This is a genomic window from Pseudomonas sp. 22085 (assembly GCF_052045815.1).
Taxonomy (GTDB): Bacteria; Pseudomonadota; Gammaproteobacteria; order Pseudomonadales; family Pseudomonadaceae; genus Aquipseudomonas; species Aquipseudomonas glycinae.
The window spans coordinates 1-26,991 of sequence record NZ_JBQEQA010000028.1; the positions used below are offsets into that span (position 1 = coordinate 1).

At 61.1% G+C, this 26,991-nt stretch carries 25 protein-coding genes; 15 read left to right on the plus strand and 10 right to left on the minus strand.

The features are described 5' to 3' along the window. Positions 1–198: 198 nt before the first annotated feature. Positions 199–441: a DUF1652 domain-containing protein gene (locus tag ACTJK7_RS26245; protein WP_084776931.1), complete on the minus strand. Its 243-nt coding sequence runs from the start codon at positions 439–441 to the stop codon at positions 199–201. Positions 442–631: 190 nt separating this feature from the next. Then, positions 632–2,122, minus strand: a complete 1,491-nt coding sequence (locus ACTJK7_RS26250) for a helix-turn-helix transcriptional regulator (RefSeq protein ID WP_011334793.1) — start codon at positions 2,120–2,122, stop codon at positions 632–634. A 201-nt stretch (positions 2,123–2,323) separates the two neighbouring features. Here ACTJK7_RS26250 and ACTJK7_RS26255 point away from each other — a divergent pair, with 201 nt between their 5' ends. Continuing rightward, complete coding sequence (locus tag ACTJK7_RS26255; RefSeq protein ID WP_084776932.1) at positions 2,324–2,509, plus strand: hypothetical protein; 186 nt, start codon at positions 2,324–2,326, stop codon at positions 2,507–2,509. 179 nt (positions 2,510–2,688) lie between these two features. On the opposite strand, the gene ACTJK7_RS26260 is transcribed toward ACTJK7_RS26255, so the two are convergent. Both ACTJK7_RS26260 and ACTJK7_RS26265 read right to left on the minus strand, forming a co-directional pair. Then, the gene (locus tag ACTJK7_RS26260) at positions 2,689–3,972 is read right to left on the minus strand and encodes a Zn-dependent hydrolase (RefSeq protein WP_007952875.1); all 1,284 of its coding nucleotides are present in this window, start codon (positions 3,970–3,972) and stop codon (positions 2,689–2,691) included. A gap of 158 nt (positions 3,973–4,130) precedes the next feature. Then, entirely contained in the window at positions 4,131–5,615 is a 1,485-nt protein-coding gene (locus tag ACTJK7_RS26265) for an NCS1 family nucleobase:cation symporter-1 (RefSeq protein WP_440780934.1), read from the minus strand. Positions 5,616–6,235: 620 nt separating this feature from the next. Here ACTJK7_RS26265 and hydA point away from each other — a divergent pair. The 3 genes from hydA (at position 6,236) to preA (ending at position 10,503) form a co-directional block, all read left to right on the plus strand. Then, positions 6,236–7,675, plus strand: a complete 1,440-nt coding sequence (gene hydA, locus ACTJK7_RS26270) for a dihydropyrimidinase (RefSeq protein WP_085654261.1) — start codon at positions 6,236–6,238, stop codon at positions 7,673–7,675. A gap of 185 nt (positions 7,676–7,860) precedes the next feature. After that, positions 7,861–9,228, plus strand: a complete 1,368-nt coding sequence (locus ACTJK7_RS26275; protein ID WP_440780932.1) for an NAD(P)-dependent oxidoreductase — start codon at positions 7,861–7,863, stop codon at positions 9,226–9,228. Further along, the gene (gene preA, locus ACTJK7_RS26280; protein WP_323151174.1) at positions 9,229–10,503 is read left to right on the plus strand and encodes an NAD-dependent dihydropyrimidine dehydrogenase subunit PreA; all 1,275 of its coding nucleotides are present in this window, start codon (positions 9,229–9,231) and stop codon (positions 10,501–10,503) included. A 143-nt stretch (positions 10,504–10,646) separates the two neighbouring features. On the opposite strand, the gene ACTJK7_RS26285 is transcribed toward preA, so the two are convergent. Beyond that, entirely contained in the window at positions 10,647–11,267 is a 621-nt protein-coding gene (locus ACTJK7_RS26285) for a TetR/AcrR family transcriptional regulator (RefSeq protein ID WP_007952885.1), read from the minus strand. Positions 11,268–11,413: 146 nt separating this feature from the next. Between ACTJK7_RS26285 and ACTJK7_RS26290 the strand changes: the two genes are divergently transcribed. Genes ACTJK7_RS26290 through copD form a run of 3 tightly spaced genes read left to right on the plus strand, consistent with a single transcriptional unit; the run spans position 11,414 to position 13,119 of the window. Continuing rightward, positions 11,414–11,848, plus strand: a complete 435-nt coding sequence (locus ACTJK7_RS26290) for a GNAT family N-acetyltransferase (protein WP_064380525.1) — start codon at positions 11,414–11,416, stop codon at positions 11,846–11,848. A 47-nt stretch (positions 11,849–11,895) separates the two neighbouring features. Further along, positions 11,896–12,258: a copper homeostasis periplasmic binding protein CopC gene (gene copC, locus ACTJK7_RS26295; protein WP_108562568.1), complete on the plus strand. Its 363-nt coding sequence runs from the start codon at positions 11,896–11,898 to the stop codon at positions 12,256–12,258. 3 nt (positions 12,259–12,261) lie between these two features. Beyond that, positions 12,262–13,119: a copper homeostasis membrane protein CopD gene (gene copD, locus ACTJK7_RS26300; protein WP_440780930.1), complete on the plus strand. Its 858-nt coding sequence runs from the start codon at positions 12,262–12,264 to the stop codon at positions 13,117–13,119. Between the two features lie 121 nt (positions 13,120–13,240). Here copD and ACTJK7_RS26305 read toward each other — a convergent pair whose 3' ends face one another. Both ACTJK7_RS26305 and ACTJK7_RS26310 read right to left on the minus strand, forming a co-directional pair. Beyond that, a complete protein-coding gene (locus ACTJK7_RS26305) occupies positions 13,241–14,383 on the minus strand; it encodes an HlyD family secretion protein (RefSeq protein WP_064380532.1) in 1,143 nt (380 codons plus the stop codon). Then, the gene (locus tag ACTJK7_RS26310; protein WP_440780928.1) at positions 14,380–16,035 is read right to left on the minus strand and encodes an MFS transporter; all 1,656 of its coding nucleotides are present in this window, start codon (positions 16,033–16,035) and stop codon (positions 14,380–14,382) included. Before ACTJK7_RS26310 ends, ACTJK7_RS26305 begins: the two co-directional genes overlap by 4 nt. 204 nt (positions 16,036–16,239) lie before the next feature. Here ACTJK7_RS26310 and ACTJK7_RS26315 point away from each other — a divergent pair, with 204 nt between their 5' ends. From ACTJK7_RS26315 to ACTJK7_RS26345, 7 genes are all read left to right on the plus strand, one after another. After that, complete coding sequence (locus tag ACTJK7_RS26315) at positions 16,240–17,190, plus strand: polysaccharide deacetylase family protein (RefSeq protein WP_108562577.1); 951 nt, start codon at positions 16,240–16,242, stop codon at positions 17,188–17,190. A 171-nt stretch (positions 17,191–17,361) separates the two neighbouring features. Next, the gene (locus ACTJK7_RS26320; protein WP_064380538.1) at positions 17,362–18,657 is read left to right on the plus strand and encodes an OprD family porin; all 1,296 of its coding nucleotides are present in this window, start codon (positions 17,362–17,364) and stop codon (positions 18,655–18,657) included. A 149-nt stretch (positions 18,658–18,806) separates the two neighbouring features. Next, a complete protein-coding gene (locus ACTJK7_RS26325) occupies positions 18,807–19,631 on the plus strand; it encodes an NAD-dependent epimerase/dehydratase family protein (RefSeq protein WP_108562579.1) in 825 nt (274 codons plus the stop codon). A gap of 41 nt (positions 19,632–19,672) precedes the next feature. Beyond that, positions 19,673–20,566: an SMP-30/gluconolactonase/LRE family protein gene (locus tag ACTJK7_RS26330; protein ID WP_108562581.1), complete on the plus strand. Its 894-nt coding sequence runs from the start codon at positions 19,673–19,675 to the stop codon at positions 20,564–20,566. A 58-nt stretch (positions 20,567–20,624) separates the two neighbouring features. After that, positions 20,625–21,596: a TRAP transporter substrate-binding protein gene (locus tag ACTJK7_RS26335; RefSeq protein ID WP_064380543.1), complete on the plus strand. Its 972-nt coding sequence runs from the start codon at positions 20,625–20,627 to the stop codon at positions 21,594–21,596. 79 nt (positions 21,597–21,675) lie between these two features. Continuing rightward, on the plus strand, positions 21,676–22,203 hold the full coding sequence (locus ACTJK7_RS26340) for a TRAP transporter small permease (RefSeq protein ID WP_108562583.1): 528 nt from the start codon (positions 21,676–21,678) through the stop codon (positions 22,201–22,203). After that, the gene (locus ACTJK7_RS26345; protein WP_011334824.1) at positions 22,203–23,483 is read left to right on the plus strand and encodes a TRAP transporter large permease; all 1,281 of its coding nucleotides are present in this window, start codon (positions 22,203–22,205) and stop codon (positions 23,481–23,483) included. The genes ACTJK7_RS26340 and ACTJK7_RS26345 overlap by 1 nt, the downstream gene beginning before the upstream one ends. Positions 23,484–23,531: 48 nt before the next feature. Here the strand turns inward: ACTJK7_RS26345 and ACTJK7_RS26350 are convergent, their stop codons facing one another. Genes ACTJK7_RS26350 through ACTJK7_RS26360 form a run of 3 tightly spaced genes read right to left on the minus strand, consistent with a single transcriptional unit; the run spans position 23,532 to position 25,963 of the window. After that, a complete protein-coding gene (locus tag ACTJK7_RS26350; RefSeq protein WP_011334825.1) occupies positions 23,532–24,332 on the minus strand; it encodes a sulfite exporter TauE/SafE family protein in 801 nt (266 codons plus the stop codon). 9 nt (positions 24,333–24,341) lie between these two features. Beyond that, positions 24,342–25,586, minus strand: coding sequence for an FAD-dependent oxidoreductase (locus tag ACTJK7_RS26355; RefSeq protein ID WP_440780927.1), 1,245 nt, complete (start codon positions 25,584–25,586; stop codon positions 24,342–24,344). Between the two features lie 38 nt (positions 25,587–25,624). Beyond that, the gene (locus tag ACTJK7_RS26360; protein WP_007952897.1) at positions 25,625–25,963 is read right to left on the minus strand and encodes an ArsR/SmtB family transcription factor; all 339 of its coding nucleotides are present in this window, start codon (positions 25,961–25,963) and stop codon (positions 25,625–25,627) included. 99 nt (positions 25,964–26,062) lie between these two features. Between ACTJK7_RS26360 and ACTJK7_RS26365 the strand changes: the two genes are divergently transcribed. Further along, a complete protein-coding gene (locus ACTJK7_RS26365) occupies positions 26,063–26,926 on the plus strand; it encodes an MBL fold metallo-hydrolase (RefSeq protein WP_440780925.1) in 864 nt (287 codons plus the stop codon). The last annotated feature ends 65 nt before the right edge of the window (positions 26,927–26,991 follow it).

Consider the following 26,991-nt stretch of genomic DNA (forward strand, 5'->3'; position numbering starts at 1 on the left):
GCCCCCGGATCAATCCCGGAGCGAAGGAACCCGAGCCACAGCGAGGGCCGTACGTCAGGGTAAAGCCTTTTGGGTTACCTTTTCGGCGTTTGGAAAAGGTGACTCGCCGTAAGGGCGAAACCGCCAGCCGCAACACCCGAAGAAACGGATACACACCCAAACCCAAAAACAGCATGGTCGGCCCAAAGGCCGCCAAGCTCAACTGGGCGAACGCAAAGAATTACTCTCAAGCTCATACCGCAACTCACCAATCAAAGCATCCACCGCTTCCGGAGTACGCAAGGCACCAAGACTCAACCCACTGATCACCAGATCCACCCGCCCCGAAACCGGCTCATAAAGCTTTACAGTAAGGGAATGATCCCCATCCACCACACACTCACAAGCCAACGGCGAAAAACTGCGCTCAAGCCGAGCCCGCAACTGCGCCAGATAAATCATAGCGCCAGCTCCGACAATCGACGCAACACGCCAGGTTCAATGACAAACAACACATTCATGGTCAAATCCATTAACAACGACGGAGGGGACACGATCACGAACAAAACCCGCATCGCACCTCACCAGACTAAGAACAGCCCGCCCCGCCAGACACCCGAATTTGCACCCCATGAACTAGTGCATTTGCACCTTACCGCTGCCCCCGACCGCCCCCCGAAAACAACCCGCGCTCGCGAGCCCAGACAATCGCCTCGCTTCGACTGTGCACATCCAGCTTCGAATACACCGTCGCCACATGATTGCGCACCGTGTTCGGCGCCAGCTTCAGCCGCGCAGCAATCTCCTTGTCCGCCAGCCCCTCACAGATCAGCGCCAGCACATCACGCTCCCGGGCCGTCAGATCGGTGAACGACACGCTCGGCAGCTGCGGCGAGTTGACCTTCTTCACGTTGGCCAGCTTTTCGATCAACGTCCGACTGAACCAGGATGCATCCTTCATCACCTCTTCAATCGCCGCCACCAGCTCAAGCTCGGTGCGCTTGCGCTCGGTGATGTCCATCAGCACCAGCAGATAGCACACCGCGTCCTGGATGTTGACGGTGTCGGCGGACATCGCGCACTCCAGCAGCTCGGCGTCTTTCCTGCGGATCCGCATATCGACGCGGTCAACGCGACCGGTTTTCTCCAGTGCCGCCAGTAACCGGGCGCGTTCCGCCGGTTCATCGATGAAGTCCAGTTGCGCGACGGTCTTGCCGAGCACGTCGTCGCTCTCGTAAGCCAGGGTATCGAGAAAGGCCTGATTGACGTCGATCAGCCGCTGCTCATCGGCGCTGCAAATCAGGATCGGTACCGGCGTCAGGCGAAAGGCCTTGGCGAACCGCTCTTCACTCTGGCGCAGGGCGACTTCGGCCTTATGCCTGAGCTCCATGTCGACGAACGAGAACAGCATGCAATCCTCGTCATTGAGCACCAATGGCTGCCCCGCGACGATCACCTGTTTACTGCCACCGTCCGGCAATCGCAGCTCGGCCTGCATCTGCGGGATCGTCGCGACATCGCGCAAGCGCTGGATCGCCAGGTCCTTGCGCTCGGCCTGTTCGAGAATATCCAGCTCATAGGTCGAGGCGCCGATCACCTGATCGCGGGTGTAGCCGGTCATTTCCAGAAAACCCGGATTGACCTTGATGTAACGCAGATCGCTCAGGCGGCAGATCACCGCCGGGGCCGGGTTGGCGTTGAAGGTTTTTTCAAAGCGCTGCTCGGCGTTGGCCCAATCGGTGACGTCGCTCATGATCAGCACCAACGACTCGATGTCGCCGTCCCGATCGGTCAGCACCATGCTGCGCACGCTGTGCACCCAGGTGCGTTCTTCATCGCTGCGCGGGGAAACCTCTACCAGCACATCACTGAACGTTTCCCCGGTCGCCACGCGGCTGATCGGGTATTGCTCCGGCGTCAACGTGTGGTTGTTGCGATACCGCAGGTTGAAGCGCTCGACGTATTCCCCGGCGTTGTTGCCCAGCTCGCCGATCCGGCTGACGCCATGCATCGCCAGCGCCGCCTCGTTGGCCCAGAGAATCGTCTGGTCGAGCTCCAGCAGAATCACCCCGTCGGAAAGCCCGGCAATGATCTGCTGCAACTGACGGCGATTGGTTTCGGTGGTCAGGACGTCCCGGCTCATTGGTTCTCCACAAGTTCGCGCATGTGAAGTTTACGACCGCAGGCCGTTGTGATCGTGCCGACAATCTCGGACATGCCGCCCTCTCTGTGATCCGCACAAGTGTGCGGGTATTCGCGCGCCCACGGTTTCTCGACTAACGTTAGTACCTCATCGGATTGAGCCCCTGCCAGCCACACCGGGCTCTTGATCAAGGAGAGACTGATGACATCCCGCCGCCTCATCGAACAGACCTATCGCAGCTGGTCCAGCCCCATCCTGCTGGAACTGAAAAAGCGCGAACACCAGATGGCGCCAGTCGAGCGTCAGGCGCTAGAGAATGTAATGGTGGAAAGACGATTGCTGGACGTTGGCAACCCGAATGGCGTTGAGCGACGAAAAGCGCAGTGAAAGGAAATACTGCTCGGGGCAGTCCGCCGTAAGCTTTGCGCGTGGTGCGGGCCTGGCGTAGGCGTCAATGTCCAGATACGCCGAGCCTGAGGTGATGACTTTGATAAGCGACATTGCGCGTCCTGACTTCCTTTTCAGGGGCGGCAACGTCGCACATTTTCATGAACGATTAATGAACGTCAGGCAGCGCGTTGCCCCCCGGCCACCGCTGCCGAAGCCGCCAGCATTGCCCGCAGCAACACCGCGCATCCGGCCGCCAGATCGTCCGGCGCGGCGTTTTCGATTTCGTTGTGGCTGATGCCGCCTTCGCACGGCACGAAGATCATCCCGGCCGGACCCAGTTCGGCGAGGAAAATCGCGTCGTGGCCGGCGCCGCTGACGATGTCCATGTGCGACAGGCCCAGGCCTTTGGCGGCGCCGCGCACGGCTTCGACGCAGCCCTTTTCGAAATACAGCGGCGGGAAGTCGGCAGTCGGGGTCAGTTCATAGGTCAGGCCGTGTTCTTCGCAGGTCGCTTCGATGACTTGCTTGACCTCGGCGATCATCGAGTCGAGGCGCGCCGGTTCCAGGTGGCGGAAGTCGAGGGTCATGCGCACTTCGCCGGGAATGACGTTGCGCGAACCGGGATAGGCTTGCAGGCAACCGACCGTGCCGCAGGCGTGGGGTTGATGACCGAGCGCCGCGCGATTGACCGCGCCGACGATCACCGAGGCGCCGACCAGTGCGTCCTTGCGCAGGTGCATCGGGGTCGGGCCGGCGTGGGCTTCGACACCGCGCAGTTTCAGGTCGAACCACTTCTGCCCCAGAGCGCCGAGCACTACACCGATGGTTTTCTGTTCGTCCTCAAGGATCGGTCCTTGTTCGATGTGCGCTTCGAAATAGGCGCCGACCTTGTGCCCGCTGACCTTGCGCGGCCCGGCGTAGCCGATGGCGTTCAGTGCTTCGCCGACGGTTACGCCGTCGGCATCGACCTTGGCCAGGGTTTCTTCGAGGGTGAATTTTTCCGCGAACACGCCGGAGCCCATCATGCACGGGGCGAAGCGCGAGCCTTCTTCGTTGGTCCAGACCACCACTTCCAGCGGCGCCTCGGTTTCCACGCCGAGGTCGTTGAGGGTGCGCAGAACCTCGACCCCGGCGAGCACGCCGAAGCAGCCGTCGAACTTGCCGCCGGTGGGCTGGGTGTCGATGTGGCTGCCGGTCATCACCGGTGGCAGGTTCGGGTTGCGGCCGGGGCGACGGGCAAAGATGTTGCCGACTTCATCGACCGTGACGCTGCAACCGGCGTCCTTGCACCACTGCACGAACAGGTCACGGGCCTGGCGGTCGAGGTCGGTCAGGGCCAAGCGACAGACCCCGCCCTTGACCGTGGCGCCGAGCTTGGCGAGTTCCATGAGCGACGCCCACAAGCGGTCGCGGTTGATGTGCTGATGGGTCGATTGCAGAACGTCTACGGCTGCGTTCATGGGGATCTCCTCAGGCTGCTGTTCTTATGGATGTCGCTGTGGTGTCTGGTAGACCGCTATCGCTGGCAAGCCAGCTCCCACAGGATTTTGAGTGAACACACAATTTGTGTACGACTCGATCCCTGTGGGAGCTGGCTTGCCAGCGATGAGGCCTGTCGCTACGCCGCTGTTTTCACGGCAGAGGGCTGCGCACGCATCGCGCACAACCCGTAATAGATCAACCCGCCCAGCGCCGAGCCGGTGAACCAGCCGTAGCTGTAGAACCAGCTGAATGCGCTGCTGCCCAGCGACAGCAGGGTCAGCACCACCGGCACGCCGAAAGCGATGAACCCGGACCAGTTCCACGCCGGGTACACGTCGTCGCGGTACAGGCCGGCCAGATCCAGTTGCTGTTTCTTGATCAGGAAATAGTCCACCACCATGATCCCGGCAATCGGCCCGAGCAGACTGGAATAGCCCAGCAGCCAGTTCGAATACACGGTTTCCAGGCTGACATCGGAGACGATCAGCCCAAGCTTTTTCAGCAGCTCATGGCCCATCAGCGCCAGCCCGACAAACCCCGTGAGAATCACCGCTTTGGTGCGGTTGATGACTTTGGGCGCGATGTTCTGGAAGTCGTTGGTTGGCGAGACAATGTTCGCGGCAGTGTTGGTCGACAGCGTGGCGATGATGATCAGCGCCATGGCCACCGCAACCCACACCGGGCTCTGGATATGGCCGATCAACGTCACCGGATCGGAGACGCTGACGCCCACCAGTTTCACCGAGGCGGCGGTCATCACCACGCCCAGTGCGGCGAACAGGAACATGGTCAGCGGCAGACCGAAAATCTGCCCGAGGATCTGATCCTTCTGGCTGCGGGCATACCGGCTGAAGTCAGGAATGTTCAGCGACAACGTGGCCCAGAAACCGACCATCGCCGTCAGCCCGGCGGCGAAGTAACTGACCACGCTCGCACCTTCGGGACGCTTCGGCGGAATCGCCAGCAACTCGGTCATCGACACATTCGGCATGGCCCATACCAGCAGCCCGATGCCGACCGCCACCAGCAGCGGCGCGGAAAGGGTTTCCAGCCATTTGATCGACTCGGCGCCACGGATCACCACCCACAGGTTCAGCGCCCAGAAGATCATGAAACCGATCACCTCCCCCGTCCCGCCGAGGGATTTCCAGCCGTCGAACACCGAGCCGAGAAACAGGTGAATCGCCAGCCCGCCAAACATGGTCTGGATGCCGAACCAGCCGCACGCCACCAACGCGCGGATCAGGCACGGCACATTGGAGCCGAGAATGCCAAACGACGAGCGCAGCAGCACCGGAAACGGAATGCCGTATTTGGTGCCGGGAAACGCGTTGAGTGTGAGGGGAATCAGGACGATGACGTTGGCAAACAGAATCGCCAGCAGCGCCTCACCGACGGTCAAACCGAAATACGCGGTGAGCACGCCGCCGAGGGTGTAGGTCGGCACGCAGATCGACATGCCGACCCACAGTGCGGTGATGTGCCACTTGTTCCAGGTTCGTTCGCGCACCTTGGTCGGTGCCATGTCGTGGTTGTAACGGGGACTGTCGAGGACGTCGCTGCCGGCTTCGAGTTCGAACAAGCCGTCGCGCTCGGTCACTTGCGATCTGTTCTGTTGCATGGCCGCTCCACTGTTCTTCTGATTATTTTTTGCTCATCAGGCGGCTGCACACGCAAGTGCGAACCGGACGATGGCCGGAGGAACTGACAACTTTCATGCACCGGCCATGGTGTCAGCGGCGGCATCAATAAACGTGCCGGGGGAACCGCCTGGCGCCAGGGACGTGCTTTGATCTTGTTGTAACTGACTGATGTTTATCAGTTTTAATTATTCACCTGGTCAGGCCGCGAAAACTTGACTGAACACTCAAGCCAAATGCCAGGCAAGTTGTCCGAACTGTCAGGACTCAATCTGGTGCACTGCATTATTTTTCTTCAGGACGCCTCACTCCCCGCTCAACTTCAAGCGGCTGATTTCACATAGGAAATCTTGCTCATATTTCCATCCTGTCAAGTGCGTCAAAATGGTGAAGCGCCTCACCATTTTGGTGACTTTGTATTTTTATCGTTATTTTTCAATTAGTTAAAACAGCCATAAGCTTATAAAAAATAATCTTGATCAATTGCATAACTGCGACTAGCGTCTATTCCTGACAGCGCTGACAAGATTACGCTTTTGGCGCTGCAGACAATAAAACACTAGAACCGGCACAAGTCGGTCATGCCTGCGAGGAACTCGGAATGTCTCTGTTGATCCGTGGCGCCACCGTTGTTACCCATGATGAAAGTTACCGCGCCGATGTCTATTGCGCTGACGGCGTGATCAAAGCCATTGGTGAAAACCTGGATATTCCCGCCGGCGCCGAAGTGCTCGACGGCAGCGGTCAATACCTGATGCCCGGCGGCATCGATCCGCACACCCACATGCAACTCCCGTTCATGGGCACCGTGGCCAGCGAAGACTTCTACAGCGGCACCGCTGCAGGGCTGGCCGGCGGCACCACCTCGATCATCGATTTCGTGATTCCCAATCCGCAGCAGTCGCTGCTCGAAGCCTTTCACCAGTGGCGCGGCTGGGCGGAAAAGTCCGCCTCCGACTACGGCTTCCACGTCGCGATTACCTGGTGGAGTGAGCAGGTGCGGGAGGAAATGGCCGAGCTGGTCAGCCATCACGGGATCAACAGCTTCAAGCATTTCATGGCTTACAAGAACGCGATCATGGCCGCCGACGACACGCTGGTGGCGAGCTTCGAGCGCTGCCTGGAACTCGGCGCGGTGCCGACCGTGCACGCAGAAAACGGCGAGCTGGTCTATCACCTGCAACGCAAGTTGATGGCCCAGGGCATCACCGGGCCGGAAGCGCATCCGCTGTCGCGGCCCTCGCAGGTCGAAGGCGAAGCCGCGAGCCGGGCGATCCGTATCGCGGAAACCATCGGCACACCGCTGTACCTGGTGCATGTTTCGACCAAAGAGGCCCTCGACGAAATCACCTACGCCCGCAGCAAGGGCCAACCGGTCTACGGCGAAGTGCTGGCCGGGCATCTGCTGCTGGACGACAGTGTCTATCAGCATCCGGACTGGCAGACCGCCGCCGGTTATGTGATGAGCCCGCCGTTCCGTCCGCGCGGGCATCAGGATGCGCTGTGGCATGGTTTGCAGAGCGGCAATCTGCACACCACCGCCACCGACCACTGCTGCTTCTGCGCCGAGCAGAAAGCCGCCGGCCGCGACGACTTCAGCAAGATCCCCAACGGCACTGCCGGCATCGAAGACCGCATGGCGGTGTTGTGGGATGAAGGGGTGAACTCGGGACGGTTGTCGATGCAGGACTTCGTCGCCCTCACCTCCACCAACACTGCGAAGATCTTCAACCTCTACCCGCGCAAAGGCGCGATCCGCGTCGGCGCCGATGCCGACCTGGTGCTGTGGGACCCGCAAGGCACCCGCACCATCTCCGCCAAGACCCACCATCAGCAGGTGGACTTCAACATCTTCGAAGGCAAGACCGTGACCGGTGTGCCAAGCCATACCGTCAGCCAGGGCCGGGTGGTCTGGGCCGACGGCGACCTGCGCGCCGAGCGTGGAGCGGGCCGGTATATCGAACGGCCGGCGTATCCGGCGGTGTTTGATTTGCTGAGCAAGCGGGCTGAGTTGCACAGGCCTGTGGCCGTCAAGCGCTGATTTCCTGATTGCCGATGATCGTTCCCACGCTCTGCGTGGGAATGCCTCAAGGGACGCTCTGCGTCCAGTGACGCGGAGCGTCACGGGCTGCATTCCCACGCGGAGCGTGGGAACGATCAAACACAGCACAAAAAACCACTGCCCGACAGAGGCAGAAACCTCAATTAACCGTGAGGCAAAAAACCGTGATCGAGACCCTGAACCATCTCCCGCACCCGCACGAAAGTGCGGCCGCCCTCGCCGGCCATTTCACCGATCTGGCGCCACCGCTCAACGACCGTCAGGCGCATCTGGAAGCCTCGCGCTGCCTGTATTGCTACGACGCGCCGTGCGTGAATGCATGCCCGAGCGAGATCGACATTCCGTCGTTCATCCGCAATATCCATCAGGACAACGTGCCCGGCGCAGCGCAGAAAATCCTCTCGGCGAACATCCTCGGCGGCAGTTGCGCCCGCGTCTGTCCGACCGAGATCCTCTGCCAGCAAGCCTGCGTGCGCAACAACGCCCACGAATGCGCACCGGTACTGATCGGCCTGCTGCAGCGTTATGCCGTGGACAACGCGCACTTCACCGAGCACCCGTTCCAGCGCGCCGCCGCCACCGGCAAACGCATCGCGGTGGTCGGTGCCGGCCCGGCGGGTTTGTCCTGCGCGCATCGCAGCGCCATGCACGGTCACGAGGTGGTGATTTTCGAAGCGCGGGAGAAGGCTGGCGGGCTCAACGAATACGGGATCGCCAAATACAAACTGGTGGATGACTACGCGCAGAAGGAGCTGGATTTCCTCCTGCAGATCGGCGGCATCGAAATCCGTCACGGCCAGAAACTCGGTGAAAATCTGACCCTCAGCGAACTGCATCAACAGTTCGACGCGGTGTTCCTCGGCCTCGGCCTGAACGCCAGCAAGCAACTCGGCCTGCCCCACGAAGACGCCCCCGGCCTGCTCGCCGCCACCGACTACATCCGCGAACTGCGCCAGGCCGATGACCTGTCGCAACTGCCGTTGGCCGAACATTGCATCGTCCTCGGTGCCGGCAACACCGCCATCGACATGGCCGTGCAAATGGCCCGCCTCGGCGCCCGCGACGTCAATCTGGTCTATCGCCGTGGCGCAGCGGAAATGGGCGCCACCGGCCACGAACAGGACATCGCCAAGGCCAATCAGGTGCGGCTGCTGACCTGGGCGCAACCGGACGAAGTGCTGCTCGACGCTCAAGGCAAGGTGCGCGGCATGCGTTTCGCCCGCACCCATCTGGTGGACGGTCGTCTGCAAACCACTGGCGAAACATTCGAACTGGCCGCCGATGCGATCTTCAAAGCCATCGGTCAGGCCTTCGACGGCAGCGCCCTCGCCGACCCGCTGGCCCGCGAACTCAAGCGTCAGGGCGAACGCATCCAGGTCGATGAAAACCTGCGCACCAGTATCCCCGGCGTGTACGCAGGCGGCGACTGCACCAGCCTCGATCAGGACCTGACCGTGCAAGCGGTGCAACACGGCAAGCGCGCCGCCGAGGCGATCAACGCTCAACTGATGCTCAACGTGGAGGCTGCGTAAATGGCCGATCTCTCGATTGTCTTCGCCGGTATCAAAGCCCCCAATCCGTTCTGGCTGGCCTCCGCGCCACCGACCGACAAAGCCTACAACGTGGTGCGCGCCTTCGAGGCCGGCTGGGGTGGCGTGGTCTGGAAAACCTTGGGTGAAGACCCGGCGGCGGTCAACGTGTCGTCGCGCTACTCGGCGCATTACGGCAACAACCGCGAAGTGCTGGGCATCAACAACATCGAACTGATCACCGACCGCTCGCTGGAAATCAACCTGCGGGAAATCACCCAGGTGAAAAAGGACTGGCCGGATCGCGCGCTGATCGTGTCGCTGATGGTGCCGTGTGTCGAGGAGTCGTGGAAACACATCCTGCCGCTGGTGGAGGCCACTGGCGCCGATGGCATCGAACTGAATTTCGGCTGCCCTCACGGCATGCCCGAGCGCGGCATGGGCGCGGCGGTCGGTCAGGTGCCGGAGTACGTCGAGCAGGTGACGCGCTGGTGCAAGACCTATTGCTCGCTGCCGGTGATCGTCAAACTGACGCCGAACATCACCGATATCCGCGTCGCCGCCCGCGCTGCACACCGTGGCGGCGCCGATGCGGTGTCGCTGATCAACACCATCAACTCGATCACCAGCGTCGACCTTGAACACATGGTCGCCCTGCCCACCGTCGGCAGCAAAAGCACCCACGGCGGTTATTGCGGCTCGGCAGTGAAGCCGATCGCGCTGAACATGGTCGCGGAAATCGCCCGTGATCCACAGACCCAGAGCCTGCCGATCTGCGGCATTGGCGGCATTGGCAGCTGGCGTGACGCGGCGGAGTTCATCGCACTGGGCAGCGGCGCGGTGCAGGTATGCACGGCGGCGATGCTGCACGGCTTCCGGATTGTCGATGAGATGAAGGATGGCCTGTCGCGGTGGATGGACAGTCAGGGTTACGCCAGCATTGCCGAGTTTTCCGGGCGCGCGGTGGGCAATACGACCGACTGGAAGTACCTGGACATCAATTATCAGGTGATCGCGAAGATCGATCAGGAGGCATGCATCGGTTGCGGGCGTTGCCACATTGCCTGCGAAGACACGTCACACCAGGCGATCAGCAGTCTGAAACAGGCCGATGGCACGCATAAATATGAAGTGATCGATGATGAGTGTGTGGGGTGCAATCTGTGTCAGATCACCTGCCCGGTGGCGGATTGCATCGAGATGGTGCCGATGGAGACAGGGAAGCCGTTTCTGGACTGGAATCATGATCCGAGGAATCCGTATCACGTCAGCCCTTGAATGATCGTTCCCACGCTGAAAGATCGTTCCCACGCTCCGTGTGGGAATGCAGCCATGGACGCTCTGCGTCCGCTTCAGAGCATGACGCAGAGCGTCACCGGAGGCATTCCCACGCGGAGCGTGGGAACGATCAGTTACGAGGCTCAAGGTTCTAATCCGATCCCCCGCAAAATCACGCTGGTCACCGTCTGCACCGCCCGCTCGAACTGCATGTCCGACAGCGGCTGATGCTCATTCAGAATATTCACCTGATGATCGAAGTCCGCATAGTGCTGCGTCGAGGCCCAGATCATGTACAACAAACTCGACGGCTCCACCGGCAGAATCCGCTTGTCCTCGACCCACTGCCGGATCTTCGCCTCTTTCATCTTCGCCCAGTCATACAGGCTCACATCCAGCGCCTCGCCGAGGGTTGGCGCGCCGTGGATGATTTCGTTGGCCCAGACTTTCGAACCGTAAGGCCGACTGCGCGAGTGGTTCATCTTGGCGCGGATGTAGCTGCTGAGCACCACGCGCGGATCGTCGAACATCTCGAAGCACAGCGCGTCCTGCTTCCACACTTCCAGCAGGTCGAACAGCACCGCGCTGTACAGCTCGCTCTTGGTCGAGAAGTAGTAATGCAGGTTGGATCGCGGCAGCTGCACTTCAGCGGCGATGTCCGCCATGGCGGTGCCGCCGAAACCTTTTTCGGCGAAGACTTTTTCCGCCGCCAGCAGGATCTTGTCGACGTTGGTGCGGCGGATTTCGATCTTGTGATTGCCCATGAGGGCTCCCTGAAGACAACGTTGTTGAAGACTAGCATCCGCTCTGGGCACGGTGCGACAGCCGAGAACGATTCTTCACACACTTGGGCTTTTTTCTGGTTTAGGATCGCCCTCCTTCTCCCCGTCAGACACTGAAGGATCTGTCCATGACCATTCGAAAGCGCGTCGCTGCGGATGATCCGCAGCTCGCCGCACTGTGGGAGCGCTCGGTCCGCGCCACCCACGATTTCCTCCCGGAAGATGACATTCACCGGCTGTTCCCGCTGGTGCGTGACACCTACCTGCCTGCGCTGAATGTGCAGGTTTTCGAGAACCCCGATCACTCTCCGGCAGGCTTCATCGCCACCGACGACGACACCGTGCAGATGCTGTTCATCGACCCGGCGTTTCGTGGCCAGGGCATCGGCCGACGTTTGCTCGACCACGTCCGCCGCCCGTTGCTGAAGGTCGACGTCAATGAACAGAACCCGCAGGCCCATGGTTTCTACCGGCACTACGGCTTCGAAGACATCGGCCGCTCGGCACTCGACGGCGAAGGCCGGCCGTTTCCGGTCATTCACATGCGCCTGAAAGCCCTGTGATCCACGTCCTATACTCAGCCCGCCATTTCACTGAAAGGAATCGTTCCATGTCGATGAAAAAACTGTTCACCGCTGGCGCGCTGCTGGCCTCGCTGGTCGTCACTTCCCAGGCCTTCGCCCACGCCCATCTGAAAAGTCAGACCCCGGCCGCCGACAGCACCGTCGCCGCACCGGCGGATCTGCGCCTGGTGTTTTCCGAAGGCGTCGAAGCCAGCTTCACCAAAGTCACCGTGACCCACGACGGCAAGCCGGTGGCGGTCAAACCGCTGACCACCGAAGGTGACAAGAAAACCCTGATCGTCACCCCCGAAGCACCGCTGACCGCTGGCGAATACAAGGTCGAATGGCATGCGGTGTCGGTCGACACGCACAAGAGCGAAGGCGCCTATCAGTTCAAGGTTGGCCAGTAATTCATGAGCGAAGCGCTGGTGCTGTGCCGGTTCCTGCATTTCATCGTGGTATTGATGCTGTTCGGGGCCTGGCTGTTCCGGCCGCTGCTGCTCAAGGGTGAAGCGCCAGTTCTGGATCGGAAGCTGGCGCAACTGTCCCGCTGGCTGGTGGCGATTGCCCTGGCCAGCGGCGTCTGTTGGGCGTTGTTGATTACCGCCAGCATGGCCGGTTCGGCGGCTGCGGCGTTTGATCCGGCCACCGTCGAGCTGGTTCTCGGTCATACGTTTTTCGGTCAGGTCTGGCGCTGGCATCTGTTGATCAATGCGCTGTTGCTCGCGTTGCTGTTTACGCCGTGGCGTTCGAACCGGCCATTGCGGCTGGGCCTGAGCGCACTGCTGCTGATGACGCTGGCACCGGTCGGTCACGGCGCGATGCTCGATGGTTTCAGCGGGCAGATGCTGATCCTCAATCAATTGATACACCTGACGTGCGTCGGCGCCTGGCTTGGCGGGTTGCTGATGCTGGCGATGATCCTGCGCCAACCTGACAAAAACATTCGCGAAATCCTGCGGCGATTCAGCGGGCTCGGTTACGGGCTGGTCGCCGGCCTGCTGATCACCGGGCTGATCAACGTGCGCGTGCTCACCGGCCAGTGGTGGCCGACACCGCTGTTCTCGGGGTTCGCCCTGATCCTGTTGATCAAGGCGCTGCTGGTGTTCGGCATGCTTGCACTGGCGCTGTTCAATCGCCTGCGGATCAACGATTGCGAACAGCGGATCGACACCCTCAAGCGCAGCGTCATGCTCGAATGGCTGCTGGGCATCGGCGCCGTGGCGGCGGTGTCCGTGCTCGGCACCCTGCCGCCGATGATCGCTGCCTGAAGGCTCACCACGCATCCCTGTGGGAGCGGGCTTGCCCACGATCGCGGAATATCAGAAACAGAGATCGTGTAAGTGCCGACCCCATCGCGGGCAAGCCCGCTCCCACAAATTGATGTGTTGATCAGTGAGGTTGTGTATCACCGGCGGCCGTATCAATGCTGACCACCACCGACATCCCCGGCCGCAAGCGCTCGCTTTCCTGCTGATCCGGATCGATGGTGATGCGCACCGGCACCCGCTGGGCGATTTTCACGAAGTTGCCGGTGGCGTTGTCGGCCTGCAACAACGCGAATTCAGAACCGGTGCCCGGCGAGATGTGCTGCACGTGGCCGGTGAATTTACGGTGGTTCAAGGCATCGACGGTGAAGCTCGCCGGTTGCCCGACGCGCACGTTGTCCATCTGGGTTTCCTTGAGGTTGGCGATTACCCATTTCTGGTTCGGCACCAGCGCCATCAACTGCGCCCCGGAGTTGACGTAGGCGCCGAGGCGCACGCCGATCTGCCCGAGCTGACCGTCACGCGGGGCGATGATCCGGGTGTTGGACAAGTCGATCCGCGCCAGCTGCACTGCCGCCTCGGCACTTGCCACCGCGGCTTCCAGCGAGCCGCGATTGACGATCACCGTTTGCAGATCCTGCCGGGCGATTTCCAGATTGGCCTTGGCCTGCGCCACCGCCGCAATGCTTTGCGCATTGGCAGCCAGCGCCACGTCCATCTCACGCTTGGACACCGAACCGTCATTGACCAGCGCCTTGTTGCGACGCAGATCCGCCTCGCTTTTACGTAACTGCGCTTCACTGTCGGCCACCACCGCCTGACGTAATTTGATCGTCGCTTCGGCGCTGTTGCGCTGCTGCACGACGTTGGCCAGCGAAGCCTTCTGCACCGCCAGTTGCGCCAGCGACTGGTCGAGGCGTTGCTGATAGATGCGGTCATCAAGACGCACCAGCAAATCCCCTTCCTTCACAAACTGGAAATCCTGCACCGGCACTTCAAACACATAACCGCTGAGCTGCGGACCGATGATCGTCACCTGCCCGCGCACCAAGGCGTTTTCAGTGGTCTCGACCGCACTGCTGAACGGCGGCAGTTGCCACGCATAGAGCACGATCAGCACACCGACGATGGCAATCGCGGCAAACCCCAGCGACGAGATGATCCGCACCCGCAACGAGCGCGGCTCGGTGTTCGGTGATGACGGCGGCGCCACACCTTCAGGGGTGGCGGCGATGGCATTGGTGGTTGTGGTGGTCGGTTCGGTCATGAAGAAGTGGCACCGCTGGAAGGTACGGAAGATGTCGGGGCGACGGCTCGGGTGGTGCTGATCAGCCACAGCGCACGGATGGAAATCCAGATCATGGTCAGGATCGCGATCACCGCGATCAGCATGAACACATCGTTGTAGGCCAGCACATTGGCTTCGCGGGTGGCGGCGTTGGCCAGGCTGCGAATGCCTTGCAGATTGCGCAGACTCGGGTCGGCAATCACGGAGCCGACCGCCGACCCGCCGCTCTGCACCCGGGCGGCGACACGCGGATCAGACATCACCAGTTGCTCGACGATGTGGCTGGAATGAAATTTCTCGCGCACGATCTGGAACGTCCCCAGCAACGCCGCGCCGATCAGGCCGCCGAGGTTGTTGCAGATCCCGAACAACACCGAAAAACTCACGAGGTTGCGCGGATTGGTCAGCACGTTGCGCGTGCCCAGCACCATGGTCGGGCCGAGGAAGAAGGTACTGCCGAACGCCAGCAGGAACTGGCTGAAATACAGGTTTGCGGGGCGGGTCAGGTTGTTCGATGAGCTGTCCATGATCGAGCCGGTGGCCATCAACGCCAGCGAAATGATCAGCGGCATCAGCAGGTGTTTCGGGTCGATGGTCAGCGCACTGGTCAGCAGCCCCGCGACGCTGCCAATCAGCATCACCACATACAGGCTATGAAGCTGCTGGCTACTCATGTTCAGGTTCTGCATGAAGCCCACGGCGCCGGTGGATTGCTCCGAGGTCACCATGCGAATCAGGATCACCGCCAGCGCCAGGCGGATCATCACCCCGCTGCCGAGCCAGCGGGTCATCAGCATCGGGTTGCTGCGGTTATGTTCGATGGCCAGCCCCGCGAGAATCAGGGCAATCGATGCGGCCAGGGCGATACCGATCCAGTCGGCCTCCAGCCACCAGTCGATCCGCCCGAGAGACAACACGGCGCACAACAGGGCCACGCCACTGGCAAGGATCGCAAAGGTCAGGAAGTCGAGGGGTTCGAAGGTCTTGAAGCGGTCACCCGGCGGCAGTTTGAGCAACAAGACGCAGCCCAGCGACAGCAACGCCATGCCCAATTCAAACAGGTACAGGCCGCGCCATTCGGCGATCTGCAGCAGGTCTTCGGAAAACAGTCGCGCCAGTGGCAAGGCCAGCTGTGAGGTGCCGAGGCCCAGCACCAGCGCCTTCATCCGCCATTTGGCCGGGAACGCCTGCACCATGTAATACAGGCCCAGCGAACTGAGCGCCGCACCGACCATGCCATGGGCCGCACGCACGGCGACCGCCGAATTCAGGTCATTGACGAACAGATGGCCGAAGGTCACCAGCGCATACAGCACCAGAAACACTTCGGTGAATGCCCGCAGCCCGAACTGCTGGCGAAACTTCACCAGCAGCAGGTTCATCGACACGTTGGTCATCACATACGCCGCCGGCAGCCAGGCCATCTCCGCCGTGGTCGCCCCGAGCGCGCCTTGCAGGTAAGGCAGGTTGGCGACCACCAGTGCATTGCCCAGACCACCCGTCACCGCGACAAGCACGCCCACCAGCGCATAAGCCAGGCGCTTGGGGTTGGAATGCAGCGGCGTCGAGGGGGAACCGGGCAGACTGGGCTTCTCGTGCGGCTGCCAGTTGCGCGGGGCGTATTGATCCATTGAAAGGCCTTGTCTTGTAGTCGCTTAAGTGTGCCGCAATTCCTGGTCGAACACCTATCCAGTGTGAGAGCAAGCTCGCTCCCACAAAGGGATTTTGGGTGGATTCGTAAATTCTGTTTAAAAGACATCTCGCCCGCAGCTGATTTTTCCCAAGCGTAGCGGATGCCAACCTTGCAGCACTTCTCAACCTGCAAGGTGCCCGATATGACCACTCCCCGCTGGCAACGCTCCCCGCGTCTGCTGAAAAACCTGCTGGCCGCCGCGCTGATGCTGCCCGCCCTCGCCTTCGCTCAGGAACGCCCGTGGCCGGATGGCTCGCAACTGGTGATTTCGGTGTCGATGCAGTTCGAAACCGGTGGCCAGCCCGAGGGCGCCGAAAGTCCGTTCTCCGGCACACCGCTGCCAAAAGGTTATCCGGACCTGCCGGCGCAGACCTGGTTCGATTACGGCTACAAGGAAGGCCTGTGGCGCATGCTCGATCTGTGGGATCGCACCGGCATCAAAGTCACCTCCCACGTGGTCGGCGAAGCGGCGCTCAAGCACCCGGAACTGGCCAAGGCGATCGCCGAGCGCGGTCATGAACTGGCGGCCCACGGCATGCGCTGGGCCGATTCATACAACATGAACTACGCCCAGGAAAAACAGTTCATCGGCGACGGTGTCGCAGCGGTGGAAAAAATCACCGGCCAGCGCTCGGTCGGCTACAACGCCAACTGGCTGCGCCGCAGCCCCAATACGTTGAAGGTGCTGCAGGATCTGAATTTCACCTACCACATTGACGACGTCAGCCGTGACGAGCCGTTCGTGACCATGGTTCGCGGGCGTAAATTTGCCGTGGTGCCATACACCCTGCGCAACAACGACATCGTGCTGGTCGAGGGCCGGCATTTCTCTGCCGAGCAGTTCTATCAGCAACTGGTGCTGGAATTTGATCGCCTCTACGCCGAAGGCGCGAGCAAGCGGCGGATGATGTCGGTGAGTCTGCACGACCGCATCGGCGGCACCCCGGCGATGGTCGAGGCCATGGAGCGCTTCATCCGGTACGCACAGTCGCATCCGAAGGTGAGTTTCATGCGCAAGGACCAGATCGCGCAGATCGTGCTGACCGAAAAAAATCCCCTGATCGATAACACTGAAGCGCTCTACAACCAGTAAACGTGCCGAAAGCAGCCCTCTTCACAGCGCTTTGAGGGCTGCCCGCTCACCCAAAGTCATCGTACGACGCCCTGTTGACATTTCCGGAAAACCTCGCAAATATCCGCAACCATGTTGTACGACGACGTATAACAAATAATAAAAACAACAAATGAAACAGGGAGCGTCACAGTGAGCACACTCGTCTGCAATTCCGTCCGCACGTCCCGTTTTTCTGTCCCCCGCCCGCGTTCCACCTTGAGCCTGATCGGCTGCAGCAGTCTCGCTCTCGTCTTGCCGATGAGTGCCGATGCCGAGGGTTTCCTCGAAGACAGCAAAGCCACCCTGAACCTGCGCAACGCCTACTTCAATCGCAATTTCGTCAACCCCAACTACCCGCAGGGCAAGGCTGAAGAGTGGACACAGAACTTCATCCTCGACGCCAAATCCGGTTTCACTCAGGGCACCGTCGGGTTTGGCCTGGACGTGCTGGGCATGTATTCGCAGAAACTTGATGGCGGCAAAGGCACCGGCGGTACGCAGCTGTTGCCGATCCACGATGACGGGCGCCCGGCGGACAATTTCGGGCGCCTGGGTGTAGCGCTCAAGGCCAAGGTGTCGAAGACCGAATTGAAGGTGGGTGAATGGATGCCGGTGCTGCCCATCCTGCGCTCGGATGATGGTCGATCACTGCCCCAGACCTTTCGCGGCGGCCAGATCACGTCTACCGAAATCAATGGCCTGACCCTTTACGGTGGCCAGTTCCGCGGCAACAGCCCGCGCAACGATGCCAGCATGGAAGACATGTCGATGAACGGCCGAGGCGCCTTCACCTCCGACCGTTTCAACTTTGGCGGCGGCGAATACACCTTCAACGATAAGCGCACGCTCGTCGGTGTGTGGTACGCCGAACTCAGCGACATCTACCAGCAGCAGTATTTCAACCTCAGCCACAGCCAGCCACTGGGCGACTGGACACTCGGCGCCAACCTCGGTTTCTTCACCGGCAAGGAGGACGGCAGCGCTCAAGCCGGCGACCTCGACAACAAAACCGCGTTCGCCATGCTTTCGGCCAGGTACGGCGGCAACACGTTCTACATCGGCTTGCAAAAGCTCAGCGGCGACGATGCCTGGATGCGCGTCAATGGCACCAGCGGCGGCACCCTGGCCAACGACAGCTACAACGCCAGTTACGACAACGCGAAGGAGCGCTCCTGGCAGATTCGCCACGACTACAACTTCGTCGTCCTCGGCGTCCCCGGCTTGACGCTGATGAACCGCTACATCAGCGGTGACAACGTGCACATCGGCACCATCACCGATGGCAAGGAATGGGGTCGCGAATCGGAACTGGCCTACACCGTGCAGAGCGGCCCGCTGAAGAACCTCAACGTCAAATGGCGCAACGCGACGATTCGCCGGGACTTCAGCACCAATGAATTCGACGAGAACCGGATCTTCATCAGTTACCCGATTTCCTTGCTGTAAACCCGAACATGGCATGAGCGGAAGGTGAATCAGCCTTCCGTCATTTACACCGAAAGTCGCGTTGACAAGCTCCGGAAACCCTACCGATACTTCAACGCAGTCATACGACAACCTACAACAAACCTAATAACAACGTGTAAGGGATTGCCATGACGTCCACCTCCACCGCCCCAACTCCGTTCAATCGCCTGCTGCTGACCGGCGCCGCCGGTGGCCTGGGCAAAGTCTTGCGCGAACGTCTGCGCCCGTATGCCAACGTGCTGCGCCTGTCGGATATCGCCGCCCTCGCCCCGGCCATCGATGACCGGGAAGAAATCGTGCTCTGCGACCTCGCCGACAAAACCGCCGTGCATCAACTGGTCGAAGGCGTGGATGCGATCCTGCATTTCGGTGGCGTTTCAGTGGAGCGCCCCTTCGAAGAAATCCTCGGCGCCAATATCTGTGGCGTGTTCCATATCTATGAAGCGGCACGCCGCCACGGCGTCAAACGGGTGATCTTCGCCAGTTCCAACCATGTCATCGGTTTCTACAAACAGGATGAGCATCTCGACGCCAGCTCCGCTCGCCGCCCCGATGGCTACTACGGTCTGTCCAAGTCCTACGGCGAAGACATGGCCAGTTTCTACTTCGATCGCTATGGCATCGAAACCGTCAGCATCCGCATCGGCTCGTCGTTTCCCGAACCGCAGAACCGCCGAATGATGCACACCTGGCTGAGCTTCGACGACCTCACCCAATTGCTCGAGCGTTCGCTGTACACCCCCAACGTCGGCCACACCGTGGTTTATGGCATGTCCGCCAACAAGGATGTGTGGTGGGACAACCGCTTCGCCAGCCACCTCGGCTTCGAGGCCAAGGACACCTCCGAAGTGTTTCGCGACAAGGTCGAAGCGCAGCCGATGCCCGCCAGCGATGACCCGGCGCGGATCTATCAGGGCGGCGCCTTCGTTGCGGCCGGCCCGTTCGGCGATTGAACGGCGCGTTTCACCTCTCCAACAAAACCAAGGGAATGAGTATGCAAGCCGAATTGATCGTCGACGCCCGCAACGCGGTGGGTGAAAGCCCGGTGTGGGTGCCACAGGAAAACGCCTTGTACTGGGTCGATATCCCCAATGGTGGCCTGCAGCGCTGGGATGCCGACACTGGCCATGTTCACGCCTGGAAGGCTCCCGAGATGCTCGCCTGCCTCGCCCGACACAGCCGGGGCGGCTGGGTGGCCGGCATGGAGAGCGGGTTCTTTCAACTGCGCCCCCACAGCGATGGCAGCCTTGACAGCGACCTGCTCGCGACCGTGGAACACAGCCGCCAGGACATGCGCCTGAACGACGGCCGCTGCGACCGTCAGGGCCGGTTCTGGGCCGGCAGCATGGTGCTGAACATGGGCCTGAATCTGCCCGAGGGCCGGCTCTATCGTTACGGTGCCGGGCAAACAGGCGTGATAGAGGCACAACTTGATGGCTTCATCGTGCCCAATGGTCTGGGCTTCAGCCCGGACGGCAAAACGATGTACCTGTCGGACTCGCACCCGAACGTGCAGCTGATCTGGGCTTTCGATTACGACACCGAGACAGGCACACCCTCCAACCGCAGGGTGTTCGTGGACATGAACCATTTTTACGGCCGTCCCGACGGCGCTGCCGTGGATGCCGATGGCTGCTACTGGATCTGCGCCAACGATGTCGGCCTGATCCACCGGTTCACCCCGGAAGGCCGCCTTGACCGCTCGCTGCCGGTACCGGTGAAAAAACCCACCATGTGCGCCTTCGGTGGCAGCCGGATGGACACCTTGTTCGTGACCTCGATCCGCCCCGCCGACGACCAGGACCCGCATTCGCTGGCCGGCGGCGTGTTCGCCCTCAACCCCGGCGTCAAAGGCCTGCCGGAGCCATTGTTCGACGACCTGCTGTAACCCCCCTGCTGCATCGCTGTGCCTTGAACACAAAAATAACAAGACTGGAGAACCCCTCATGGACTTCAAACGCACGTTGCTCGCCGCCGCTCTCCCCCTCGCGCTCACCTTCGGCAGCGCCGCCCAGGCGCTGGAAATCAAATTCGCCGACATCCACCCCGCCGGTTATCCGACCGTGGTCGCCGAAGAACAGTTGGGCAAGACCCTGGTTGCCGAAAGTGACGGCAAACTGACCTTCAAGATGTTCCCTGGCGGCGTACTCGGCTCGGAAAAGGAAGTGGTCGAACAGGCTCAGGTCGGCGCCATTCAAATGGCCCGCGTCAGCCTCGGTATCGTCGGCCCGGTGGTGCCGGACGTGAACGTGTTCAACATGCCGTTCGTGTTCCGTGACCAGGCGCACATGCGCAAGATCATCGACGGTGAAATCGGTGACGAGATCCTCGACAAGATCACTCAATCCGAATTCAACCTCGTCGCCCTGGCGTGGATGGACGGCGGCACGCGCAACATCTACACCAAGAAACCGGTGCGCAGCCTTGAAGACCTCAAGGGCATGAAAATCCGCGTGCAGGGCAACCCGATGTTCATCGAAACCATCAACGCTATGGGCGGCAACGGGATCGCCATGGACACCGGCGAAATCTTCAGTGCGCTGCAGACCGGCGTCATCGACGGCGCGGAAAACAACCCACCGACCCTGCTTGAACACAACCACTACCAGAACGCCAAGTTCTACAGCCTGACCGGGCACCTGATCCTGCCCGAACCGATCGTGATGTCGAAAATCACCTGGGAAAAACTCACGCCCGATCAGCAGACGCTGGTGAAAAAAGCCGCCAAGGCTGCACAGGCTCAGGAGCGCACGCTGTGGGACGCCAAGTCCGTCAGCAGCGAGGAAAAACTCAAGGCGGCCGGCGTCGAGTTCATCACAGTCGACAAGAAGCCCTTCTATGAGGCCACCGCCTCGATCCGTGAAAAATACGGCGCGCCCTATGCCGACCTGATCAAGCGCATCGAAGCCGTTCAGTAAACCTCCCAGCCCTCTGCAAAAGGCCCGGCAGCGCTGACGTCGCCTGATGTCCGCGCGTGCCCGGTTACGGTGGAACCCGATGAAGAATTTGCTGCTGCGCATCAATGACCGGATCTACATGGCCTGCATCTGGGTCGCCGGTCTGTCGGTGCTGACCATTTCCCTGATCATCCCCTGGGGCGTGTTCGCCCGTTACGTCCTCGGCACCGGTTCAAGCTGGCCGGAGCCCACCGCCATTCTGCTGATGATGGTCTTCACCTTCATCGGCGCCGCCGCCAGCTATCGCGCCGGCGCGCACATGGCGGTGGCGATGGTCACCGACCGCCTGCAACCGAACATGCGTCGAACCATGAGCATCGTTTCGCAAGTGCTCATGGGCACCATCTGCCTGTTCATGACCATCTGGGGCACCAAGCTGTGCCTGTCGACGTGGAACCAGTTCATGAGCGCCCTGCCGACATTGCGGGTCGGCATCACTTACATGCCGATCCCGATTGGCGGTGCGCTGACGCTGGTTTTCGTACTGGAAAAACTCTTGCTCGGCGATCAAAGCAATCGCCGCGTGGTGCGGTTCGACCTGGTTGAAGAAAACGAAGGGGCTGCCTGATGGACGCATTGATTCTGCTGGGCAGTTTTATCGCACTGATCCTGATCGGCATGCCGGTTGCCTATGCCCTCGGGCTGTCGGCGCTGATCGGCGCATGGTGGATCGACATCCCGTTCCAGGCCTTGATGATTCAGGTGGCGGGCGGGGTGAACAAATTCTCGCTGCTGGCGATTCCGTTCTTCGTGCTGGCCGGCGCGATCATGGCCGAGGGCGGCATGTCTCGGCGGCTGGTGGCGTTCGCCGGGGTCCTGGTGGGCTTCGTGCGTGGCGGGCTGTCGCTGGTCAACATCATGGCCTCGACCTTTTTCGGCGCGATTTCCGGCTCGTCGGTGGCCGATACCGCGTCGGTGGGTTCGGTGCTGATCCCGGAAATGGAGCGCAAGGGCTACCCTCGGGAATTCTCCACAGCGGTCACCGTCAGCGGTTCGGTACAAGCCCTGCTGACCCCGCCGAGTCACAACTCGGTGCTCTACTCGCTGGCGGCCGGCGGCACCGTTTCCATTGCGTCGCTGTTCATGGCCGGCGTGGTGCCGGGCCTGCTGATGAGCGCGTGCCTGATGGTGTTGTGTCTGATTTTTGCGCGCAAACGCGACTACCCCAAGGGCGAAGTGATCCCGCTGCGCGAAGCCCTGAAGATCTGCGGCGAAGCCTTGTGGGGCCTGATGGCGATGGTGATCATTCTCGGCGGGATTCTGTCGGGGATCTTCACGGCCACCGAGTCGGCGGCCATTGCCGTGCTGTGGTCGTTTTTCGTCACCATGTTCATCTACCGCGACTACAAATGGAGTGAGCTGCCGAAACTGATGCATCGCACGGTGCGCACCATTTCCATCGTGATGATTCTGATCGGCTTCGCCGCCAGTTTCGGCTACATCATGACCCTGATGCAGATCCCGGCGAAGATCACCACGCTGTTCCTGACCCTGTCCGACAACCGCTACGTGATCCTGATGTGCATCAACGTCATGCTGCTGTTGCTCGGCACCGTGATGGACATGGCACCGCTGATCCTGATCCTCACACCGATCCTGATGCCGGTGATTCTCGGTATCGGCGTCGACCCGGTGCAGTTCGGCATGATCATGCTGGTCAACCTCGGTATAGGCCTGATAACGCCGCCCGTGGGAGCCGTGCTGTTCGTGGGTTCGGCGGTGGGCAAAGTCAGTATCGAAAGCACGGTGAAGGCGCTGCTGCCGTTCTACGCCGTGCTGTTCCTGGTGCTGATGCTGGTGACCTACGTTCCGGCGCTGTCGCTTTGGTTACCGCACCTGGTGTTGTAACGCGATCACTGTGGCGAGGGCGCTTGCTCCCTCGCCACAGGTGTTGTCTCACGCCCGCAGCAACATGTAAGCCGCAACCACCAGGCACACACTGGCAAACCCCACCTGCAACGTCCTCGCCGGCACCCGCGCGCAGAGTTTGCGACCGATGATCATGCCGACGATGCTGGCCACGATGAACGACGCGCCAAGATGATCGATCCGCACCCCGGCATGGAACGCGCCGATCACGCCGATCGCGGAAATCAGGCTGATGACCATCAGTGAAGTGGCGACGATGCCGCGCATCTGCACATCGGTCAGTTGCTTGAACGCCGGCACGATCAGAAAACCGCCGCCCACCCCCAGCAACCCGGACACCACACCCGTGACCGCGCCCAGTGCCGCGAGGGTCGCGGTGCATTTGGCGGTCCAGTCGAAACGGCCGGTCTGCTCATTGAGCATGCAGTTCTTCTGGCCCCAACTGGCGTGGCCATGGTCGCTCGGGCCCTCTTGCTGGCGTTCGCGGCGCAGCATGCGCCACGCCACCATCACCATCAGCAGGCTGAACAGGATCATCAGGACCTTTTCCGGCAACTGATGGGCGAAGTAGATGCCCACCGGCGAAAACACCGCGCCGAGCGCCGCGATCAGCAGCGCCGCGCGATAACGCACCAGACCATGGCGCAAGCCATCGATCGCGCCGACCGCCGCTGCGCTGCCAACGGCAAACAACGCCACCGGCGCCGCCTGCGTCATCGTCCAGCCCAGCCCGAGCACCAGCGCCGGTACGGCGAGAATCCCGCCGCCGGCCCCGGTCAGTCCAAGGATCAACCCCATCACCACGCCAAACAGACTTGCCAGCAACATAGAGTGTTCTCAGTCGACCCTGGACAGACGCGTCAGCCATTCGCGGCCCTTGAGCATGCCGTTCCAGTAGAACCACGGCAGCAGCGTCGCCTTCAGCCACCACGCGGAGCGGCGCGGCACGGTCGGGTCGAGGGGAAAGGTCGGCAACAATTTTCCGCCGTAGCCGAACTCGGCGAGGATCACCTTGCCCTTCTCTACCGTCAGCGGGCAGGAACCATAGCCGTCGTACTTCAGCGGCAGCGCCAGTTCCTTGCGCAGGGCCAGCAGGTTTTCCGCCACCACCACGACCTGCTTGCGCACTGCCGCGGCGGTTTTCGCATTGGTGGTGCCGCAGATATCGCCCAAGGCAAACACTTCCGGATAGCGCGGGTGTTGCAGCGTGTGCGGGTTGACCTCGCACCAGCCGGCGGCGTCGGCCAGCGGACTTTGTGCGATGAAATCCGGTGAAACCTGCGGCGGGACGACGTGCAACAAATCGAAAGTCTTTGCCTGACGGGTAACGTTGCCGTCCGCATCCTTGACGTCGAACCAGGCAGTTTTCGCCGGGCCGTCGACCTTCACCAGATTGGAATTGAATGCCAGCCGCGCGTTGTATTTCTCGATGTACTTCATCAGCGGCGGCACGAAGGTCGGCACGCCGAACAGCGCGGCACCGGCCAGATTGAACTCGACATCGACCTGACTCAGCACGTTGCGCTTGAGCCAGTGATCGCAAGACAAGTACAGCGCTTTTTGCGGCGCGCCGGCACACTTGATCGGAATCGGCGGCTGGGTGAACAGCGCTTTGCCGCCACGCAATTTCTGAACCTGATCCCAGGTGTATTGCGCGTGCTGATAGCTGTAGTTGGAGGTGACGCCGTGCTGGCCGAGGCTGTCCTGCAGGCCTTCGATCTTCTCCCACGCCAGCCGCAGGCCGGGGCAGACGATCAGGTTCTGATAGGTAATGGTGCGTTGATCGTTGAGGGTGAGACGGCGCTGGTCGGGGTCGATGCCGGTCACGGCGGCCTGAATCCAGGTGGCCTGGCGCGGCATCACTTTGTTCATCGGTCGGGCGGTGTCTTTGGCGTCATAGGCGCCACCGCCGACCAGCGTCCACGCCGGTTGGTAGTAATGCAGGGTGCTCGGCTCGATCACCGTGATTTTCAGGCCGGGATCGCGCTTGAGCAGGCTCGCGACAAAACCGATGCCGGCAGTGCCGCCGCCGATGACCACGATGTCCGCACTGATGGATGGGCCCCAGTGTTGATCGTTCATTGTTTGTTCCTTATGGCTGCACGCAAGGATAGCCGGGTCTATTGCGCCCAGCTTTTGAGCACGGCTCCGCAGTAGAGTCCGGAGAGGGTTTTCATCACCTGGATCACTTCGTGACTGGCGAGACCGTAAAAAATGTACTTGCCTTCACGACGGGTCGCGACCAGCCCTTCATCACGCAGGATGCCCAGTTGCTGGGACAGGGTCGGCTGACGCACGCCGGTCATTTTCTCCAGTTCGCCGACGTTGCGCTCGCCCTGGGTCAACTGGCACAGGATCAACAGCCGATCCTCGTTGGCCAAGGCCTTGAGCAGCGAACAGGCCTTGGAGGCCGAGGCGCGCAGTTGCGCCACTTCACATTCGGTCAGACTGGATTGCATTTGCAGGATGCCTTCAACGTCACTTAAGCTGCGGACATTATGTGTTTACATAAAGTGTTGCAACCCTGACTTCCCACCTTCCCGCACAGGACCGTGTTCATGCCCGCGCTGATTGAAGCTTTCCTCGACCCCGCCTCTTCGACCTACAGCTATGTGGTCTACGAGGCCGACGGCGGGCAGTGCGCGATCGTTGACCCGGTGCTCGATTACGACGGCGCCGCCGGCCGCACCTGCACGGCTCAGGCGGACAGGATCATCGCCTTCGTGCGTGCCCATAACCTGCAAGTGCAGTGGCTGCTGGAAACCCATGCCCACGCCGACCACCTGTCCGCCGCGCCCTACCTGCGCCGGGAACTGGGCGGGAAAATCGCGATTGGCGAATCGATCAGCAAAGTGCAGAACGTGTTCAAGGCGCTGTTCAACCTGGAACCGGAATTTCGCGTCGACGGCTCGCAGTTCGATCACCTGTTCGCACCGAACGAATCGTTCAGGATCGGCAATCTCAAGGCCACCGCCCTGCATGTCCCCGGCCACACCCCGGCGGACATGGCCTACCTGATCGATGGCGAACAGATCCTGGTCGGCGACACGCTGTTCATGCCCGACGTCGGCACCGCCCGTTGCGACTTCCCAGGTGGCAACGCCCATCAGTTGTTCAATTCAATTCAAAAGCTGCTGGCCTTCCCTGCCAGCGTGAAGCTCTATGTCTGCCACGACTATCCGCCGCAAGGCCGCGACTCGCAGTGCCAGACCACCGTCGGCGAGCAGCGTAAAAGCAATATCCATGTACATGACGGCGTCGACGAAGCCGCGTTCGTCGAGATGCGTACCAGGCGCGATTCAGGACTGGGAATGCCGACGCTGTTGCTGCCGGCGATTCAGGTGAACGTGCGAGCAGGAAATCTGCCGCCGGCTGAAGGCAATGGCGTCGTCTACCTGAAGATCCCTATCAACTCCGTGTAAGAAAAAATCAGTGAAGCAATTCGAATCAAGGGGATTCGTACCTGTTACGTCGGATTCCATGAACT